This is a genomic window from Oceanobacillus aidingensis (genome assembly GCF_042654105.1).
Lineage (GTDB): Bacteria > Bacillota > Bacilli > Bacillales > Amphibacillaceae > Oceanobacillus > Oceanobacillus oncorhynchi.
Window position 1 is genome coordinate 126,384 of record NZ_JBHSFT010000008.1, and the last position, 18,065, is coordinate 144,448.

General features: G+C 41.1%; 13 protein-coding genes and 1 riboswitch. Of the genes, 11 read left to right on the plus strand and 2 right to left on the minus strand.

The annotated features are described in order from the left end of the window. The first annotated feature begins 53 nt into the window (after positions 1–53). The 11 genes from ACFO3P_RS06225 to guaA all read left to right on the plus strand — a co-directional run bounded on the left by ACFO3P_RS06225 (position 54) and on the right by guaA (position 16,161). On the plus strand, positions 54–1,733 hold the full coding sequence (locus tag ACFO3P_RS06225; RefSeq protein WP_042532636.1) for a PucR family transcriptional regulator: 1,680 nt from the start codon (positions 54–56) through the stop codon (positions 1,731–1,733). Positions 1,734–1,978: 245 nt separating this feature from the next. Next, complete coding sequence (locus ACFO3P_RS06230; protein ID WP_276325302.1) at positions 1,979–3,199, plus strand: M24 family metallopeptidase; 1,221 nt, start codon at positions 1,979–1,981, stop codon at positions 3,197–3,199. 30 nt (positions 3,200–3,229) lie between these two features. Beyond that, entirely contained in the window at positions 3,230–4,435 is a 1,206-nt protein-coding gene (locus tag ACFO3P_RS06235) for a cystathionine gamma-synthase family protein (protein ID WP_042532638.1), read from the plus strand. Positions 4,436–4,710: 275 nt separating this feature from the next. Continuing rightward, complete coding sequence (locus ACFO3P_RS06240) at positions 4,711–6,243, plus strand: AbgT family transporter (protein WP_042532639.1); 1,533 nt, start codon at positions 4,711–4,713, stop codon at positions 6,241–6,243. A gap of 241 nt (positions 6,244–6,484) precedes the next feature. Further along, on the plus strand, positions 6,485–7,063 hold the full coding sequence (locus tag ACFO3P_RS06245) for a DapH/DapD/GlmU-related protein (protein WP_193063096.1): 579 nt from the start codon (positions 6,485–6,487) through the stop codon (positions 7,061–7,063). A 340-nt stretch (positions 7,064–7,403) separates the two neighbouring features. After that, positions 7,404–8,387: an aldo/keto reductase gene (locus ACFO3P_RS06250; RefSeq protein ID WP_289585192.1), complete on the plus strand. Its 984-nt coding sequence runs from the start codon at positions 7,404–7,406 to the stop codon at positions 8,385–8,387. 120 nt (positions 8,388–8,507) lie between these two features. Then, positions 8,508–9,356, plus strand: coding sequence for an aldo/keto reductase (locus ACFO3P_RS06255; protein ID WP_289585191.1), 849 nt, complete (start codon positions 8,508–8,510; stop codon positions 9,354–9,356). A gap of 482 nt (positions 9,357–9,838) precedes the next feature. Further along, positions 9,839–10,804: an AAA family ATPase gene (locus ACFO3P_RS06260; RefSeq protein ID WP_379542301.1), complete on the plus strand. Its 966-nt coding sequence runs from the start codon at positions 9,839–9,841 to the stop codon at positions 10,802–10,804. Next, entirely contained in the window at positions 10,801–12,069 is a 1,269-nt protein-coding gene (locus ACFO3P_RS06265; protein ID WP_193063103.1) for a DUF58 domain-containing protein, read from the plus strand. Before ACFO3P_RS06260 ends, ACFO3P_RS06265 begins: the two co-directional genes overlap by 4 nt. Next, the gene (locus ACFO3P_RS06270) at positions 12,066–14,267 is read left to right on the plus strand and encodes a transglutaminase TgpA family protein (protein ID WP_193063105.1); all 2,202 of its coding nucleotides are present in this window, start codon (positions 12,066–12,068) and stop codon (positions 14,265–14,267) included. The genes ACFO3P_RS06265 and ACFO3P_RS06270 overlap by 4 nt, the downstream gene beginning before the upstream one ends. Before the next feature lie 82 nt (positions 14,268–14,349). Further along, positions 14,350–14,451: riboswitch (purine riboswitch) on the plus strand. Positions 14,452–14,625: 174 nt separating this feature from the next. Further along, positions 14,626–16,161, plus strand: coding sequence for a glutamine-hydrolyzing GMP synthase (guaA, locus tag ACFO3P_RS06275; RefSeq protein ID WP_042536056.1), 1,536 nt, complete (start codon positions 14,626–14,628; stop codon positions 16,159–16,161). 56 nt (positions 16,162–16,217) lie between these two features. Here guaA and ACFO3P_RS06280 read toward each other — a convergent pair whose 3' ends face one another. Together ACFO3P_RS06280 and ACFO3P_RS06285 are read right to left on the minus strand one after the other, a co-directional pair. Further along, positions 16,218–17,429: a site-specific integrase gene (locus ACFO3P_RS06280; protein WP_193063107.1), complete on the minus strand. Its 1,212-nt coding sequence runs from the start codon at positions 17,427–17,429 to the stop codon at positions 16,218–16,220. A gap of 38 nt (positions 17,430–17,467) precedes the next feature. Next, the gene (locus ACFO3P_RS06285; protein ID WP_010097541.1) at positions 17,468–17,653 is read right to left on the minus strand and encodes a DUF3173 domain-containing protein; all 186 of its coding nucleotides are present in this window, start codon (positions 17,651–17,653) and stop codon (positions 17,468–17,470) included. Positions 17,654–18,065 lie beyond the last annotated feature (412 nt).

The following is an 18,065-nucleotide window of genomic DNA, read 5'->3' on the forward strand; positions in this document are numbered from 1 at the left end:
AATAATGAAAAAGTAGTTTAAATAGAATAAAAGAAGTGTCGAGGAGGGACCAAATGGAAATTACAGTTCAAGATATGTTGCAGGAAGAGTTATTTGCACAGGCTGTTGTCGAGACAGGGAAATCGAACTTTTCTGAGAAGAAAATCCAATGGGTATCTGTCATTGAAATGCCTGTGGAGAATTTTGTCCGGAAAAATGAGCTTGTTTTAACTACAGCGCTTGGCTGTAAAGATGATTTGGATGCTTTCATGCAATTTGTAGAAGATATTATCCGTGCAGAAGCGAGTGCATTAGTCATTGCAACAGGGAGACATATTAATGAGATACCGTCTGAAATCAAAGCGTTGGCAGAATCGCATTGTTTAACAATGATTCGCATTCCCTGGGAAATCCGTTTTGCAACGATTGTGGAATTCGTCATGGAGGAGCTGGCACAGAGGAAAAGTTCGGAAATCCTTCAGAATGTGAAGGTACAGCAGGAGCTGCTGCAATTTCTTCTGGAAGAAAAACGTCTGCACGAGCTGCTGGAATTTATCCAAATGCAGGTCGCTGCAAATGTATACCTGACGGATCATCACTTTCGTTTGTATGATTTGGAGGAGTATTCCAAAGGAGCACAGGAAAAATGGCAGCTTGTTTTTCAAATGGAAGAGAAAATCATTCTTCGACAAGATAGATTCATGCGTGACCCATATAGGCAAAAATTTGATTTAGTTGCTTTTCTGGATAAAGAGCTGATTCAAATTCCTATTTTGCAAGTAACCGGCGAAGCGAAAGGCTATTTATTTGTAGAACTTCCCAATCAGGCAGCTTACGAGCCTTTTTTAAATAAATACGGTCAAATACTGGAGCATGCGGCTACAACGATTGCCTTATGGCTCTCTAAAAGAAATGCCGTGGAAGCAACAGAGAATAAACTGCGCAGTGATTTTGTCGAAGAACTGGCAAAAGGAAAATTTCGTAATGTGGAAGAGGCGGCTTTACGTGCAAATCCGTTAGGGTACTCTGTTTATCATACGTATGTATGCATTCTTGCTCAGCCGGAAAAACTGCGTGAGATTTATAAACAGAGGAAAAATGCATCAGGCACTTATACTTTATGGGAGAAAACGATGCTTGGCTACTTAGAGGAAGAACTGGTATATGCTGCGCAGACGTTAAAACAAGAAGTGATGATGACGCAAACAGAGGAAGCATTTTTGGTATATTTGCATATCAAGCATCAGACGGATTATCAGCTTGCGACGGATTTTTTGGATTTGGTTGACAGACGACTGAAACTTTTTTTTCCTGAGGTAACTTTACGTTGGGGAGTTAGTGGAAAAGTAGAATCATTTACCGATTTTCAAAGATCATTTATCGAAGCAAAACAGGCAATGCAAATTGGAGAAAAGAAAGGAAATCCGCGTACATGGTATGAAGATACAGTGCTTGAGCGGATTTTGTTGCAGCTCCATCCTATTTCAGAAATGGATACCATCAGGGAGAACGTATTAGAGCCGCTGTTAATGTATCAAGAAGAAAGGAAGATTAATCTGATAGAAACATTTCTCACTTTCCAGCAGCATCGGGGAAATGTCAGTAAAACAGCTCAATCACTCCATCTTCACCGACAGTCATTGTTATACCGCTTGCGAAAAATAGAAGCGTTGACGGGACTGTCGCTCCATGATTCTCATCATTTATTCCTGTTGGAGTTGAGTATGAGAGCATGGGAAATAAACAAAGCATGAGCGGAGTAACGAGTGGAAGTATAAAAGAATCAAACGAAGAGAAAGTATGGTCCGTATGATCATGCTTTTTTTATTTAGGACGACACCCCCTAACTGTATAATAAAATAATTTTCTTTTCATACAAAATGTCGGATGATTTAAAGAATAGTTTAAATATATAATAAATTCAAACAGAAATAAATATCTTTTCATCGCAGAAGAGCATTTTTGGAAAATAGGAAGATAGGGAGGGGGCTTGTTTGCTGTGAAAGTGGCTCGAGAGGAGTACCGGGAACGTTTAGCGAAGACAAAGGAGAGTATGGCAAAGCAGAAAATAGAAGTATTGCTTATCACCAACCCGGCAAATATGTATTATTTAACCGGTTTTGACGGCTGGTCCTTTTATGTCCATCAGATGCTGGTTGTAATTGATGAGGAGGAGCAGCCAATCTGGATAGGGAGAACAGCAGATGCCAATGCTGCAAAAGTGACCACATGGCTTCGGGAAGAAAATATAATTGCTTATCCAGACACGTATGTACATTCGCAGATAACCCATCCTATGGATTTCATCGCAGCAATTTTAACAGAAATCGGTTTAAGCAGCCGCCATATTGGTGTGGAAATGGATAGTTATTATTTTACGGCAAAATGTTACGCTGCGTTAACTCAAGGGCTTCCGGATGCAATATTTAAAGATGCGACGTTACTTGTGAACTGGCTGCGTATCGAAAAGTCTCCAGCGGAACTAGCTATGATGGAGCGTGCTGCAGTGATTTCTGAACAGGCGATGCAGGCAGGAATCGAATTGGTGAATGAAGGGGTTAGAGGATGTGATGTCGCTGCCCAAATCAGCTATGCACAATTCCGTGGAACGCCGCAATTTGGCGGCGATTATCCAGCGATTATACCATTGCTACCAGCCGGCGAACGGACTTCCACGCCTCATTTAACATGGACGGATCAGCCCTATCAGATGAATGAGACCGTTATTTTAGAGCTGTCAGGCTGCTATCAGCGCTATCATGCCCCGATTGCGCGGACCGTTCAAATTGGGAAGCCGTCTGTATCGATGAAAAAACTATCATCTATTGTTTTAGAAGGCTTGCATGTATGTCTTGATTTTATTAAGCCGGGAGTCACCTGTGAGGAAATAGAAGCAGTTTGGCGGAAAACGGTAGAGAGACATGGCGTCTTCAAAGAGTCACGTCTCGGCTATTCGATGGGATTAAATTATCCTCCAGACTGGGGGGAGCATACAGCAAGTATTCGAAAAGGGGATAAAACAATCATCCGTCCTAATATGACATTCCATCTCATTCCTGCCATCTGGTCGGAGGGGGAAAGCTTTGAAGTCAGCGAGTCTTTCTATGTGACAGAAACAGGCTGCAGAACATTTGGAAACGTACCAAGAAATCTTTATGTCAAGGAATCCATGCCAATGAAAGAGATAGAGGAAGACAAAAATGAAAATTCTGCCGGGTAAGGGAAGGCGGCAAAATAGGAGGCTGAGAAAATGACACACAAGAAAGAAATTGACTTGGCGACCAAAACGGTCTGGGCGGGAGAAGCGGATTATTTGGTTCATGGGGCGACGCAGGTGCCTGTTGTGTTGAGCGTAGCCTATAATTATGATGATATAGATGAATGGTTTGACGTAGCTACAGGAAAAAAAGCAGGGCATATTTATGGCCGGAATACGAATCCAACCGTCCAATCCTTTGAAGATAAAATCAAAGAAATGGAGGGGGCAGAAGCGGTAACCAGTTTTTCAACGGGAATGGCAGCAATCAGCAACACATTAGCTACGTTTTTAGTTCCGGGAGATCGAATTGTTTCTATTAAAGACACTTATGGCGGAACGAATAAAATATTTTCCGAATTTCTTCCGCGTCAGCAAATTGAAGTTCATTTATGCGATACAGGAAATATGGCAGAAATGGAGAAAGAGATAAACAAAGGCTGTGAAATTTTATATTTAGAAACGCCTACGAATCCAACTGTAAAAATAACCGATATTGAACGGATGGCTAAGGCAGGGAAGGAAGCGGGCGCATTAGTGATTGTGGATAATACGTTTGCAACACCGATGAATCAACGTCCGCTGGCTCTTGGAGCAGATCTTGTTATCCACAGTGCGACCAAGTTTCTGGGAGGGCATGCCGATGCTTTAGGGGGTGTCGTCTGTGGCAGGAAAGCGCTGATTGAGCCTATTTTCCATTATCGGGAAATCAATGGTGCTACAATGGACCCCATGGCTGCTTATTTAGTCCTCCGTGGTATGAAAACATTACATCTTCGTGTTCGTGAGCAATGTAAAAATGCGATGGCGCTGGCATTATACCTTCAAAAACAGGATATCGTAGAGGATGTATTTTATCCCGGCTTGCCAGACCATCCCAATCATGATATTGCTAAAAAGCAGATGGATGATTTTGGCGGCATGCTGAGCTTTTCTGTAAAGGGAGGCATCGATACAGTTCGAAAAGTACTTCCAAAGCTGCAGTTTGCCCATCGTGCTGCGAACTTAGGGGCAGTGGAAACAACAGTAGGACCGGCAAGAACAACCAGCCATGTGGAATGCACACCAGAGGAGCGTGCAGCCCTTGGTATACCGGAAGGGCTTATCCGTGTTTCCTGCGGTATTGAAGCTACCGATGATATAATCCATGATTTTGAGCAGGCGCTGCAAGCAGCGAAATCAGATAAGCTGCTTTCTTGATCATAATAATAAGAGTAAATATGAAAACCGAATGGGTACCTTACATTCGGTTTTTCATGCTGCAGGATAGCATATTAAACGAAATGTTAAGACCGTTCTACAGAAGGCCTCCTTGATAATAAATACAGTATTCATAAAATTATACCTAATGTTACTTTTATTACTTTTGCGGAAAGGGTTTTCATTATCGATTAATCTATGTATAATGAGAACCGTTCTCTAGGCCTTTTATTAGTCAGAATATTATCGATTTACAAAAAGAGAGGAGCGACAATATGTCTAAAGAGAAAAAGAATCCATTTCAACGATTTTTAGATTTTGTGGAAGTGGTCGGAAATAAATTGCCGCACCCGGCTACATTATTTGCCATTTTGGCCTTACTGGTTTTAGTCCTTTCTGCGGCATTACAGCCATTTAATATAAGTGTTGAAAACCCTGGCGATCCAGGAGAAGCGGTGGAAATTAAGAATCTTCTGAATGCAGAGGGGATTGAATATATTTTTGGCAGTATGACCGATAACTTTATCGGATTTGCGCCGCTTGGTGTAGTACTTGTTACGATGCTTGGAATCGGGGTAGCAGAGCGGACAGGCCTTATTAGTGCGTTGCTGCGCGGGTTTGTATTGGCAATCCCGAACCGCTTTATTACATTAGGTATCGTTTTTGCGGGGGTAATGTCCAGTGTGGCTTCTGATGCAGGCTATGTTGTTTTACCTCCATTGGGTGCATTAATTTTTGCGGCGCTTGGACGCCATCCATTAGCAGGTCTTGCGGCAGCATTTGCCGGCGTATCTGGCGGTTTCAGTGCGAACTTATTCTTATCCGGAACAGATGTGATGCTTGGAGAAATGACCATTGCCGGAGCTGCTATTATTGACCCTGCCTATGCAGAGCAAATGAATATTGCCATGAACTACGGTTTTATTGCCGCATCAGTGGTAATACTCACCCTTATCGGCAGCTGGGTAACAGAAAAAATTGTGGAGCCTCGGCTGGGTACGTATAAAGGAGAAGCAACGGAAGACATAAAAGGAATTACAGCAATAGAGAAAAAAGGACTTATTTGGACAGCAGTTTCGTTTGTTGTTTCTTTTGTACTCGCGGCATTGCTGGTTATCCCTTCTAATGCGCCGCTGCGTGGAGAAGACCCTGGATTAGACGGGATTATCATGTCACCATTTATGGATTCCCTTGTACCGATTATCGCTATTTTATTCTTAATCCCAGGACTTGTTTACGGTTTGATAACCAAAGAAATTAAAAGTGATAAAGATGTTGCAGCACAAATGAGCGATACGATGGCATCAATGGGGATGTTTATCGTCCTTGCCTTTACAGCAGGTCAATTTGTCGCTTACTTTAATGAAACCAATATGGGACTGGTAATTGGTGTTTATGGAGCAGAATTCTTAGACAGTGTAAACTTCAGCGGAATTGGCTTAATTCTGTTGTTTATTCTGATTGCTGCATTTATCAATATCTTTATTGGAAGTGCATCTGCAAAATGGGCCATGATGGCTCCCGTATTTGTTCCGATTATGATGCAGCTTGGCTATGCACCGGAATTTACACAGATGGCATACCGTATTGCTGATTCAGCAACAAATATTATCTCGCCATTGATGACATACTTTGCAGTAATTATTGCCTTTGCCCAGAAATATGATAAGAAAATGGGAATTGGAACCCTCGTATCAACCATGCTTCCATACTCTATCTTCTTCTTGATAGGCTGGACAATCATGCTGGTTGTTTGGATGTGGCTTGGTATTCCGCTTGGACCAAACGGACCGATTCATTACGGATAAATTGAAAACCATGAAGAGTGTGACAGCTTTTCATGGTTTTTTAATTTGTTTATTATTTTAATAACTGTTCCATTTTACTTATCCACCCTGGAAATGGTAGAACGAAGTCACTATAAAATCATGGAAAAGCATTAGCCGCTATGTTTAAATGGAAGTAAGATTGGATGAGCATGAAGGTTATGACAGTGCCTTCTTAAAATAGTGAATGAAATAGAAATACAGCTGGAAGGGAACGATCCACATGGAATTAGAGGAATTGTTATCACAAATGGCAGAAGAAGGTGTGATTCATGGCGGTTCAGAAGTCAATAAGGCAATGGTGGCCGTATCAGATGAAACGAGGCGATTATGTGCCATATTAAATAATGGCGTGTATACCAATGAAGAAATCAGACAGCAGATGTCCCAGATTACCGGCCAAGAATTAGATGAAAGTTTTTCCTTGTTTCTACCGTTTACCTCCGATTTTGGAAAGAACATAAGCATCGGGAAAAATGTATTCATAAATTCGGGATGCCGTTTTCAAGATCAGGGACAAATCATTATCGGTGATGGAAGCTTAATCGGGCATAATGTTGTGTTCGCAACTATCAATCATGACTATGATCCGTTAAACCGGGGAACGATGTACCTTAAACCCATTGAATTGAAGGAGAAAACCTGGATTGGTTCGAATGCAACCATTCTGCCTGGGGTAACAATTGGTGAAAATTCGGTTGTTGCAGCTGGATCCGTCGTTACGAAAGATGTTCCGCCGAACACCATCGTTGGCGGGAATCCTGCTAAATTTATCTCGAATTTAGAGGATAAAATAAAGTAATCCACGTTATTTTTAACTGGCAGAAGAATGGAAGTAATAAGTATGCCACAGGCAGGTCAGAGTGATTTGCATGCAGTAAAAGAACATGGTTTAAACCATACCGATTTACGGGAAAATACGTTTCGATAATAAACAAATAGGATTTATCACATTTGCGATAAATCCTATTTGTCGTAAGTAATATAAGTATGCTTTTGGAGTATGAATTGCATGCAATCTAGGCATTTGTTGTCAAAGATACCGCGTTTTATAATGATAGATAATGAGGGGAATATAAAGTAGATTTGTTGGCAACCGTTAGAAAAAAGCGAATATTCTTAATCAAAGAAGGGTGTTTTAGATGGAATATGTAAAGTTTGGCAATACTGGTCTGGATGTTTCTCGTATCTGCTTGGGAGCGATGGGATTTGGAGATCCCGAAAAATGGATTCATAAATGGGTTTTAAATGAAGAAAAAAGCCGGCCTGTGATAAAAAAAGCGATCGATGCAGGAATTAATTTCTTTGATACGGCGAATGTTTATTCCATGGGAGAAAGTGAACGGATTCTTGGGAAAGCGTTAAACGATTATGCCAATCGTGACGATATCGTTCTGGCTACTAAAGTGCACCAGACGATGCGCCCAAATCGTCCAAATGGAGGCGGTTTATCCCGTAAAGCCATTTTGAGTGAAATAGATCATAGTTTAGAACGTCTTGGGACAGATTATGTTGATTTATATATTATTCATCGCTGGGATTACGATACGCCGATTGAAGAAACGATGGAGGCACTGCACGATGTAGTGAAGTCTGGAAAAGCACGTTATATCGGAGCCAGCGCCATGTATGCGTGGCAGTTCCAAAAAGCTCAACGGGTAGCGGAACGCAACGGCTGGACGAAATTCGTCTCTATGCAAAATCACTATAATTTAATCTATCGGGAAGAAGAGCGTGAAATGGTACCTTTCTGCGAGGATGAAAAAATAGCACTCACACCATATAGTCCGCTTGCTTCAGGAAGATTGACACGTGACTTGTCTAAAACGACGTATCGCTCGGAAACAGATACCGTTCAACAGTCCAAATATGATGCTATGATGGAATCGGATAATGGTATCGTAGAACGTGTGGGTGAAATAGCAAACAACCATCAGACAACAAGAGATAAAGTTGCCCTGGCTTGGCTTCTTCACCAGAATCAGGTTGCAGCTCCAATCATCGGTGCCCAAAAAGACAATCATATTGAAAGTGCAGTAGCTGCATTAGATATTCAGTTGACGTCTGAGGAGATAGATTATCTGGAAGAATTATATATACCTCATCCAGTCGTTGGGGCGCTTTAATGTTTTAAAAGAAAGGTGTAAAACTCGTTATTTTCTCGATACCGCCTCTTTTGCGTTTCATTTTGCTCTAAGAGTGGAACAGACATAGAAAGCAGTTCCTAAAAAGAGGAGTGAAGCGCAATGAAAAAGGTGGAAATTGCCGGCAGAGAAGTGCTGCCGATTGGCTTAGGCACCATGAACATGGGAGACAAGGCGGGTACATTTAATCAAGAAGTACAGGCCATCCGCACCGGGATTGATCAGGGTGTACAATTGATTGATACGGCTGAAATGTACGGCAGCGGGAATGCGGAGAAATTAGTTGGAAGCGCTATAAAGCCTTATGCCCGGGAAGATTTATTTCTTATTTCAAAAGTTCTCCCGTCGAATGCATCAAAAAAAGATTTGCCAGTCAGCTTGGATAATAGTTTAAAAAGGTTAGAAACCAATTATATCGACTTATATTTACTGCATTGGAAAGAAGAGGTTCCTCTTAAAGAAACAGTAGAAGCTTTAGAGGAGGCAAGAAATCAAGGCAAAATCAAAGCATGGGGCGTTTCTAATTTAGACGTGGACGATTTGGAGCATGTGATTCATTTACCGGGCGGGGATAACTGCAAAGCGAATCAAGTACGCTATAATGTCGCAAACAGAGGTATCGAATTTGATTTAGTGCCGATGATGGCTCAGCATAACATGCCCGTGATAGCTTATTCTCCAATTGACCGCGGCGACAGCTTCGGAGCGAATTTAACGAAACAACAGGTGTTAAAGGATCTAGCAGAAAAACACGAGGCAGACGTATTCCAAATTCTATTAGCCTGGTCGATACGGAATGGAAGAACGATTGCTATCCCGCAATCCAGTAATCCGGATCATGTTGTGAATAACATAAAAGCAGCGGAAATGGAACTAACAGAGCAGGATTTGAAGCAAATCGATACAGTGTATCCTGAACCAGCCTCGAAGCAGCGCCTTGCTTTATGGTAGGAAGGTTTCGGGAAATCTGATTTTATTAAAAGGAAGGGCAGCTGAGGAAGAAACCCCGGCTGCTCTTTTTGCATGTTGAAAATAACAGTGTAATTCGTCGACATAAAGTTCACTTTATAATGTAAGGTGAACTTATTAAGTGAAATTACATTTAGTGGTCTTTTCCTCCTCAACTGAAAGATTCTTATAAAAATGAGTTTAAACTATCTAAGTTGAAATAGTTAATCTATCTTTTTTGAGGAGGCTGAGGACAAGCCCGTGGAAAGCGTAGTGTATTTCCGGAGCGACTGCTAGAAAGTAAAATCTTTGTTCCAACTAATATATATCAGAAAAATGCATTAACAACCAACCAATGAATATTCATTCTATCATTTGTCCACAATAAGAGATAACTAAAACTTTGGAATGCATTTCGTTTCAATATGCTTCCTAATATAGTAACATGAAAGGCAGAAAGGTTCAGGAAGATAAGGAGGGTGATGATGGAACAGGAAAAGTTAGCAGAAAATATACAGATTCAAGATGTGTTAAATAATATTAATGACGTTATTTTTGGTAAAGAAGAAATTGTAAAATTGAGTTTAGTAGCCTTATTAACAGAAGGTCATGTCTTACTGGAGGATGTGCCCGGAGTAGGGAAAACAATGCTCGTCCGCACATTAGCAAAATCAGTAAATTGTAATTTTAGCCGGATTCAATTCACACCAGACCTGCTGCCGTCGGATGTGACAGGGGTGTCTATTTACAATCCCAAAGAACTAGAATTTGAGTTTCGGGAAGGACCGATTTTTGGAAATATTCTTCTAGCAGATGAAATTAACCGGACGTCTCCCAAGACACAATCCGCCTTGCTGGAAGCGATGGAAGAAAAGAGCGTCACTGTAGACGGAGAGACACGACGGTTGAATAGTCCTTTCTTTGTGATGGCGACTCAAAACCCGATTGAATATGAAGGAACCTATCCGTTGCCAGAAGCGCAGCTCGATCGCTTTCTATTAAAATTGCGCATGGGCTATCCAACCTATGAGGACGAGTTAGAAATGCTTGCGAGAAATAAAAGCCATCATCCGATTGAAGAAATCCAGGCAGTGATGTCGCAGGAGGAATTATTGCTGGCGCAGGAAGAAGCCAAAAGTGTCTATATAGACGAAACGATCCAGCAATATATCTTAAATATCGTTACGCGCACGAGATCACACCCTTCGATTTATTTAGGCGTGAGTCCGAGAGGGTCACTTGCTTTAATGGAAGCCTCCAAAGCGTATGCGTATATCGAAGGAAGAGATTATGTTATCCCGGATGATGTGAAGTATCTGGCAGGATTTGTGTTAGCTCATCGGGTGATGCTGAAAGCAGAAGCGCGATATCAAGGCAAATCAAGTGAGGAAATTCTTGATTCTATTATACAGTCTGCTCATATCCCGATTAAGAAAGGCTTTGGAGAATGAAGGAGAATCTCCGGATTATCCTTCGCAGTCTTGGCGTTTTGACACTCATTGTTATTCTCTTCTGCTATGCCATGTTCCAGGGAGGATTTGTCAGCTGGTTTTTATTTTATGGCTACTTGCCAATCGGCATCTACCAGCTCCTCTTTGCCAGCTATCCACTGCGTGCGTGGCAGATTTACCGGGAAATCGAGAATCCGGTATGTCAGGCGGGAGATGAAATCGTTGTGAAGGTGCATTTAAAACGGAAGCTGCCTTTTCCTTTATTATATTGTACGTTTGAAGAAAAATTTCCCCAGTCTTTAATGAAGGAAGATACAAAGAAGGCGAAATACCTTTCTTCTCAGGCTTCAGGACAAATGACAGTTTCTCGCAGACTGATACGTATGTTATTTCCTCTATTCCGCAGAAATTTTACATTCAGTTATTCGATACAATCCCTGCCGCGCGGAGAGCATGTACTGGATAAAGTAACGATCCAAACAGGTGATATATTTGGTTTTATTAAGAAAAGCCGCGATTTTCAGGTGGAAAATACATTCGCTGTCTATCCTTATGAGCATGAGCTTCGTTTAGTGAGTGATATGGCAAGCTACGAGCAGGGCAGAGTGCTATCCAACCAATTACAGCATATGAATACGACCGTTGTTTCCGGAGCCAGGGAATATGCTCCAGGGGACCGATTTGCATGGATTGACTGGAAACAGACAGCAAGAAAACAAACGATGATGACCAAGGAATTTGACCGGGAGAAAAGCATGGATATCTTGCTGGTTCATGATAATTTTATGAACGGGAATAAAAATGAACTTATCTATGAAGCATCAATTGAAATGAGCTTATCTTTTATAGAAAAAATAGCAAAGAAAGATTATCAGACAAGCTTTCTTTCTATTGGCGAGAGGCCGCATGTATTTGAGCTGGGACAAAGTGAGCAACAAATGGAGCGGATGAAGCATTATCTTCTGACAGCGAGAGGGGAACAGGAAGGTTCTTTTTCCATCCGTTTTCGTGAAGAAATGGCTCATTTCCATCAAGCGGATATTATCTTTTTGATTGTAACATCCATAGATCCCCAATTTGTGCAGGCTATCCAGGAAGCCAGACAGCGTATGAAGCATTTATCGATTATTTATATCCATCCAGAGAAAGTCCTGCCGGACACGGAGAAGCATCTGCTTGAGCCTTTGCGATTTTCCGGGATAGCGGTACAGCAATTAAGTATGGAACAGCTTGCAGCGGATCCGGTTGAGGTGATTTTTAAATGATAAAGACCCAAAAACAAGTAAAAACGCTGCATACACTACTATTATATATTGCAGGATTTTGCCTTTTCTTAGAATGGCTCTATCCGCTTGGGGATATTTCGGAAACCAATATTGGTGTTTTTGTATTATTCGCGCTGTACTGCTTTTTTATTTCTTATTTTCAGCTGCATTGGCTGATTAGTATCCCTGTAAAAGGACTGGGATTGCTTTTTATCGTCCATATGCTTTACTTTGAGACAAGCTTTTTAGACCTGAACTGGGCAGGAGAAGTCCTCCAGGAAGTCATGTATAATATGGAGTTGATGTTTTCAGGCGACTGGTATATGCTTACCAACTTTTTCAGAAGTCTATTATTCCTGGTGCTCATTTGGCTGATGAGCTATCTGCTTTATTACTGGTTTGTCAGAATGAAAAATATTATCTTATTTATTCTGTTGACCTTTGTCTATATCGGCATTTTGGATACATTTACGGTATATGAAGGCGCTGCGGCAATCGTCCGTATTTTCATTATTTCCTTTATTGCACTCGGAATGTCCAGCTTGAGTAAGGAGATTGAAAATAAACGAATTCCTATTTCTGTCGGCGAACGATTAAAATATTGGCTGCTGCCGCTTGTGTTTGTCGTAGCAATCGTAAGTATTATTGGATATCAAGCACCGAAAGCAGAACCGCAATGGCCGGACCCGCTGCCATTTTTGCAGGGGGCAGCCGATAACATAGGAGATAGCGGCGTCGGAACTGGACGGGTTGGATATGGAGAAGATGATTCCCAGCTTGGCGGCTCCTTTGTCCAGGATGATACAGTTCTTTTTGAAGCGACCGTAGAAGAGGATCATTATTGGCGGATTGAAACAAAGGATGTCTATACAGGCAAGGGATGGGAGACTTCGCAAGATCGAAACCTTCTGCATCAGACAGGCGGGCAGATTACCCTATCTACCTTCGAGGACAGTGTCGAGACAGAAACGTTAGAGACACAGATTGCTTTTACGGGAAGTAACCGGCTGCCAAAGGTCGTCTATCCTTATGGTGTCTCCTCTATTAGAACAGAGGAACCGGTTGATTTTCACCTTGATGAAAGTATGGAGGGGATCGAAACGATACGGGATGGAGAGGACAGTACGCTGGAAGCTTATGAAATAAACTATGAGAGTCCATCCTTTGATATCAAAGCACTGCAGAATAACTCTGAACAGGATCCTGAAGAAGTCCGGGACCGTTACACACAGCTGCCGGATGATCTTCCGGAAAGAGTGGGAGATTTAGCCGCAGAAATAACAGAAAATCATGAAACAAGATACGATAAAGCACGCGCAATCGAGCGTTATTTCAGTGCAAATGGCTTTGAATACCAGACAACAGATATTCCAAGGCCAAGAGAAGAAGAGGACTATGTCGACCAATTTTTATTTGAGACGCAGATTGGCTATTGTGATAACTTCTCTACCGCCATGGTTGTGATGCTCCGGTCAGAAGGGATTCCTGCTAGATGGGCGAAAGGGTTCACTAGTGGAGAACGAATCGATTCCAATGCAGAAGAACAAACGCATGTGAATGAAGTTGCCAACAGCAATGCTCACTCTTGGGTAGAGGTCTATTTTCCAGAGGTAGGCTGGGTGCCATTTGAACCGACACAAGGCTTCACCAATATGGCTGACTTCGAAGCGGATGTCGATGAAAATGACTATCCTTTGCCAGAGGAAGAAGAACCGCTCGAAGCACCAGAATTAGACCAGGAAGAAGGCGCAGAAGACGAAGAAGAGACTGATGAAGCGGAAGATCAGGAAGAAGATACAGCTGCTTCCGATGAAGAGACAGGGATTTCTGCATTAACAGGTTATATCCTTATTGGAATAGGGATTGTTCTGTTGCTGATTCTACTTGCCCTTTATATAAAGCGAAGAGAGATACGGATTTATTTCCTGCAAAGAAAGCTGGAAAACCATTTTGACGAGACGGCATTCCAGGAAGCCTATCTCTACCTGTTAAAGCTTACAGGTAAAAAAGGCTTCAAACGAGGAAGTGACGAAACCTTAAGGGAGTTTGCCCGAAGAGTGGATGAACATCTTTTTGCCGTGGAAATGAGCAAGCTGACAAGAATCTACGAGCGGATGATTTACAGTAAACGGCTCACAGGTGAAAAAGAGGAAATAATTCAATTATGGAAAAATTTAATCAATCAAATAATGGCTTGACCCGGGGCGTATCAATTAGTAGAATGAAAAAGGAAATACTGTGGGAGACGTTGTAAGAATATTTCTTCCCATAATGAAAAATTATCGTTTGACATATGCCTTTCGTATATCCTCGAAAATAAGGTTCGAAAGTTTCTACCGGGTCACCGTAAATGACTCGACTATGAAGGCAGAAGAAGGTTTGCTTATGCTGCCCGGATTCTGCCTTTCTATGATTTTTTGTGTGCGTGAGCTGCAGGAAGTAGAAAGGTGGAAGCCGGGCTTTTTAATAGGTGAGACAAAGTATTTCGAATACAGGGTAAAGGAACGTATAGTTTACAAGCTATTTTCTATAAAAGATACAGATTGGAGTCTAGTTATGGAGAACAATGAATTAGTACTGGTTTTAGATTTTGGCAGTCAATATAACCAATTAATCACACGCCGTATTCGTGAATTTGGCGTATATAGTGAGCTTCATTCACATAAACTGACCGCTGCAGAAATCAAAGAAATGAATCCAAAAGGAATCATTCTTTCCGGCGGACCGCACAGTGTTTATGGCGAAGACAGCTTCCGTTGTGATGAGGAAATCTTTGAATTAGGAATTCCTGTCCTCGGTATTTGCTATGGCATGCAATTAATGTCCCTGCATTTTGGCGGTAAAGTAGAAGCATCCAAAAACCGCGAATACGGAAAAGCATTAATCGAATTAAATGAAAGCCCGGCTCTATTTAAAGATACACCGACAAAACAGACGGTATGGATGAGTCATGGTGATAAAGTTACAGCTGCACCACCTTCTTTCATCGTTGATGCAACAAGTCCATCTACACCAGTTGCTGCTATCAGCGATATTGATAAGCAAATGTATGGGGTGCAATTCCATCCGGAAGTACGTCATTCCGAGTATGGAAATGATTTATTAAACAGCTTTGTCTTCGATGTTTGTAAATGTACAGGAGACTGGACGATTGCAAACTTTATCGAAATGGAAACAGAAAAGATCAAAGAAACTGTCGGCGACCGCAACGTACTTTGCGCATTAAGCGGCGGCGTAGACTCCTCTGTTGTTGCTGCTTTAATTCATAAAGCTATCGGCGACCAGCTGACTTGTATCTTTGTTGATCACGGTCTCCTTCGTAAAAATGAAGCAGACGACGTGATGGAAGTATTTGCAGAAGACTTCCAGATGAATATTATCAAAGTAGATGCAAAGGACCGCTTCTTATCTAAATTAGCAGGCGTTTCCGATCCAGAGCAAAAACGTAAAATCATCGGAAATGAATTCATCTATGTATTTGACGATGAAGCAGCAAAATTAAAGGATATTGATTTCTTAGCGCAAGGAACGCTCTACACTGACGTGATTGAAAGTGGAACAGAAACAGCTCAAACCATCAAATCACATCATAACGTAGGCGGTCTGCCGGAAGATATGCAATTTGAATTAATTGAGCCATTAAATACATTATTCAAGGATGAAGTGCGTGAATTAGGTTCGCAATTAGGAATTCCTGACCGTATCGTTTGGCGTCAGCCATTCCCAGGGCCGGGACTTGCTATCCGTATCCTGGGTGAAGTAACGGAAGAACACTTAGAAATCGTTCGTGAATCCGATGCAATCCTTCGTGAAGAAATTGCAAAAGCAGGTCTTGACCGCGATATCTGGCAATACTTCACTGTCCTGCCAAACATCAAGAGTGTTGGTGTCATGGGAGATGCTCGTACGTATGCACATACAATTGGGATTCGTGCGGTAACTTCTATTGATGGTATGACTTCGGATTGGGCAAGAATTCCTTGGGATGTGCTTGAGAAGATTTCGACGCGTTTGGTGAATGATGTGGATAATATTAATCGAGTGGTGTATGATGTTACTTCTAAGCCGCCGGCTACGATTGAGTGGGAATAGTAGAAGGAGAGCTGAACCCCCTTTTTTTATAAGGGTTTCGGCTCTTTACTCTATTTTCATTGCATTGTTATTGCATTATTTGTTTTTAAATCTTTACGCAGGTAATGAGCAGTGAATTGATTTTTAGGTGAAGTATCTTTATTTTCAGTTGCAGTTTGATAAGACAATATACCTTTTAGTTTATGAGCGACTTCAAAATTACTATTAGGATACAGATGCCCATAAGTACCTAATGTTGTTTCAATATCTTCATGCCCTAAGCGGTCTTTTATGATTAATGGATTTTCACCCATGCTGATGAGCAGGGAAGCATGAGAATGTCTTAATGCATGTAACCTGATCCGATGCACCTTAGCTTTTTCAGAATAACGTGTAATGGCATTTGCTAACGTATGCTTTTGTGTGGGGATACCATTATAGCTCATCACAAAATTGGTTTGAACGACAGACTGCTGCACGTTCTTCCATTCGTGGAGTAATGTTAATGTATCCTCATCTAATGCAATATGACGAACGCTGGCTTTTGTTTTCGGTTCTACAAAAGAATAGTTATTTAAATTCTTGTAGTAGAGTGTTTTATCAATAGATAATACACCAGCATCAAAGTCAATATCTTCCCATTGAATTGCAGTGGCTTCTCCAATCCGCATACCTGTCATAAATAAAAACCATAACGAAATAAATAAAAAATGTTGATAGTAGTCTTCCTTATAAAAGAGAGAGATGACTTTTTCAAATTCTTCTTTTGTCCAAAAATCTATTTTTGTCTTTGTTTTTTTAACATTTCCAACAATTTTCGACGGATTACTTTCAGCTAATCCTAAAACAACAGCTCGATCCATTGCCATGGAAAACAACCCTTGAACATTTCTAATATAAGAAGAACGATACTTCTTTTTAGATAACGTTAATTGCCATTTTTGAACATGGATTGGAGTAATTTCCGTTGTGATTAAGTTATTAAAAAAAGTGAAATGTTTTCTTACAGTTGGTAATCGATTATCGTACGTTCTTCCTTTTACTTGTGTTTTATACCAAGGTAAGAAAATATCTTCAATAAAATGTTGGAATAAAACGTCATCTTGCTTTTCTTCTAATGCGTCTGACTTTGTAAGAAGTAACCTCGAATATTCTTCCCTTGCTTCTTTTTTAGTCTTAAAACCACTGCGGTACTTCTGAATTTGCTTGCCAGTGATGGGGTGATATCCTAAATTTGCCCTAAAATAATAAGTTCCGTTCTTTGCCTTTTTGACGATATCTTTAGTCATGATTTCACTCCTTACGCAATTAGTGCAAGAAGTACAAATCACACGTCTAAAGTTATCCCTAATACTTCCTCTACAGCTTCTTTAGGAACACGATCCAACTTTTTAGATTGATAATACGTGTGGCCCTTTGAAATCATTAGTTTTTTGCATTCTCTAATGATATCAGCTGAATAAGAAGGACCATAACCTAGTGCTATCAAGTCTTTTTTAGTGACTGTGACCATATAAACTCCTTTCCATAGACTAGGATATGCTATTTGATATCTGTCTATTATTATATCGCGTCTATACAACTAATTCTAATACATTGCGTGAATTTGGTTCTTGCACTAAAATAAAAGGTTTTTTGTCATAACTGGAAGGTTAGTCTTAAATTAAAATATAAAAAATCAGACGGCTGTTGATACAGCTCCACGGGAATTTCACCCCTGCAAGTATTTCTTCCAGCCCTACTCATAGCTTGCGACGCTTTGAACGCTCGAACCATGACGGTAGGGGAGTATCATTATCCATACTGATGGGTTATCGCCAGCAATCCACCACGATTGCACTAGATTCGTAGATGACCGCTCGTTCCTTTTGGAAGTCATGGCGCATGAATCAGGTGGCTCGTCATCAGTAGAACGTATCTGATTT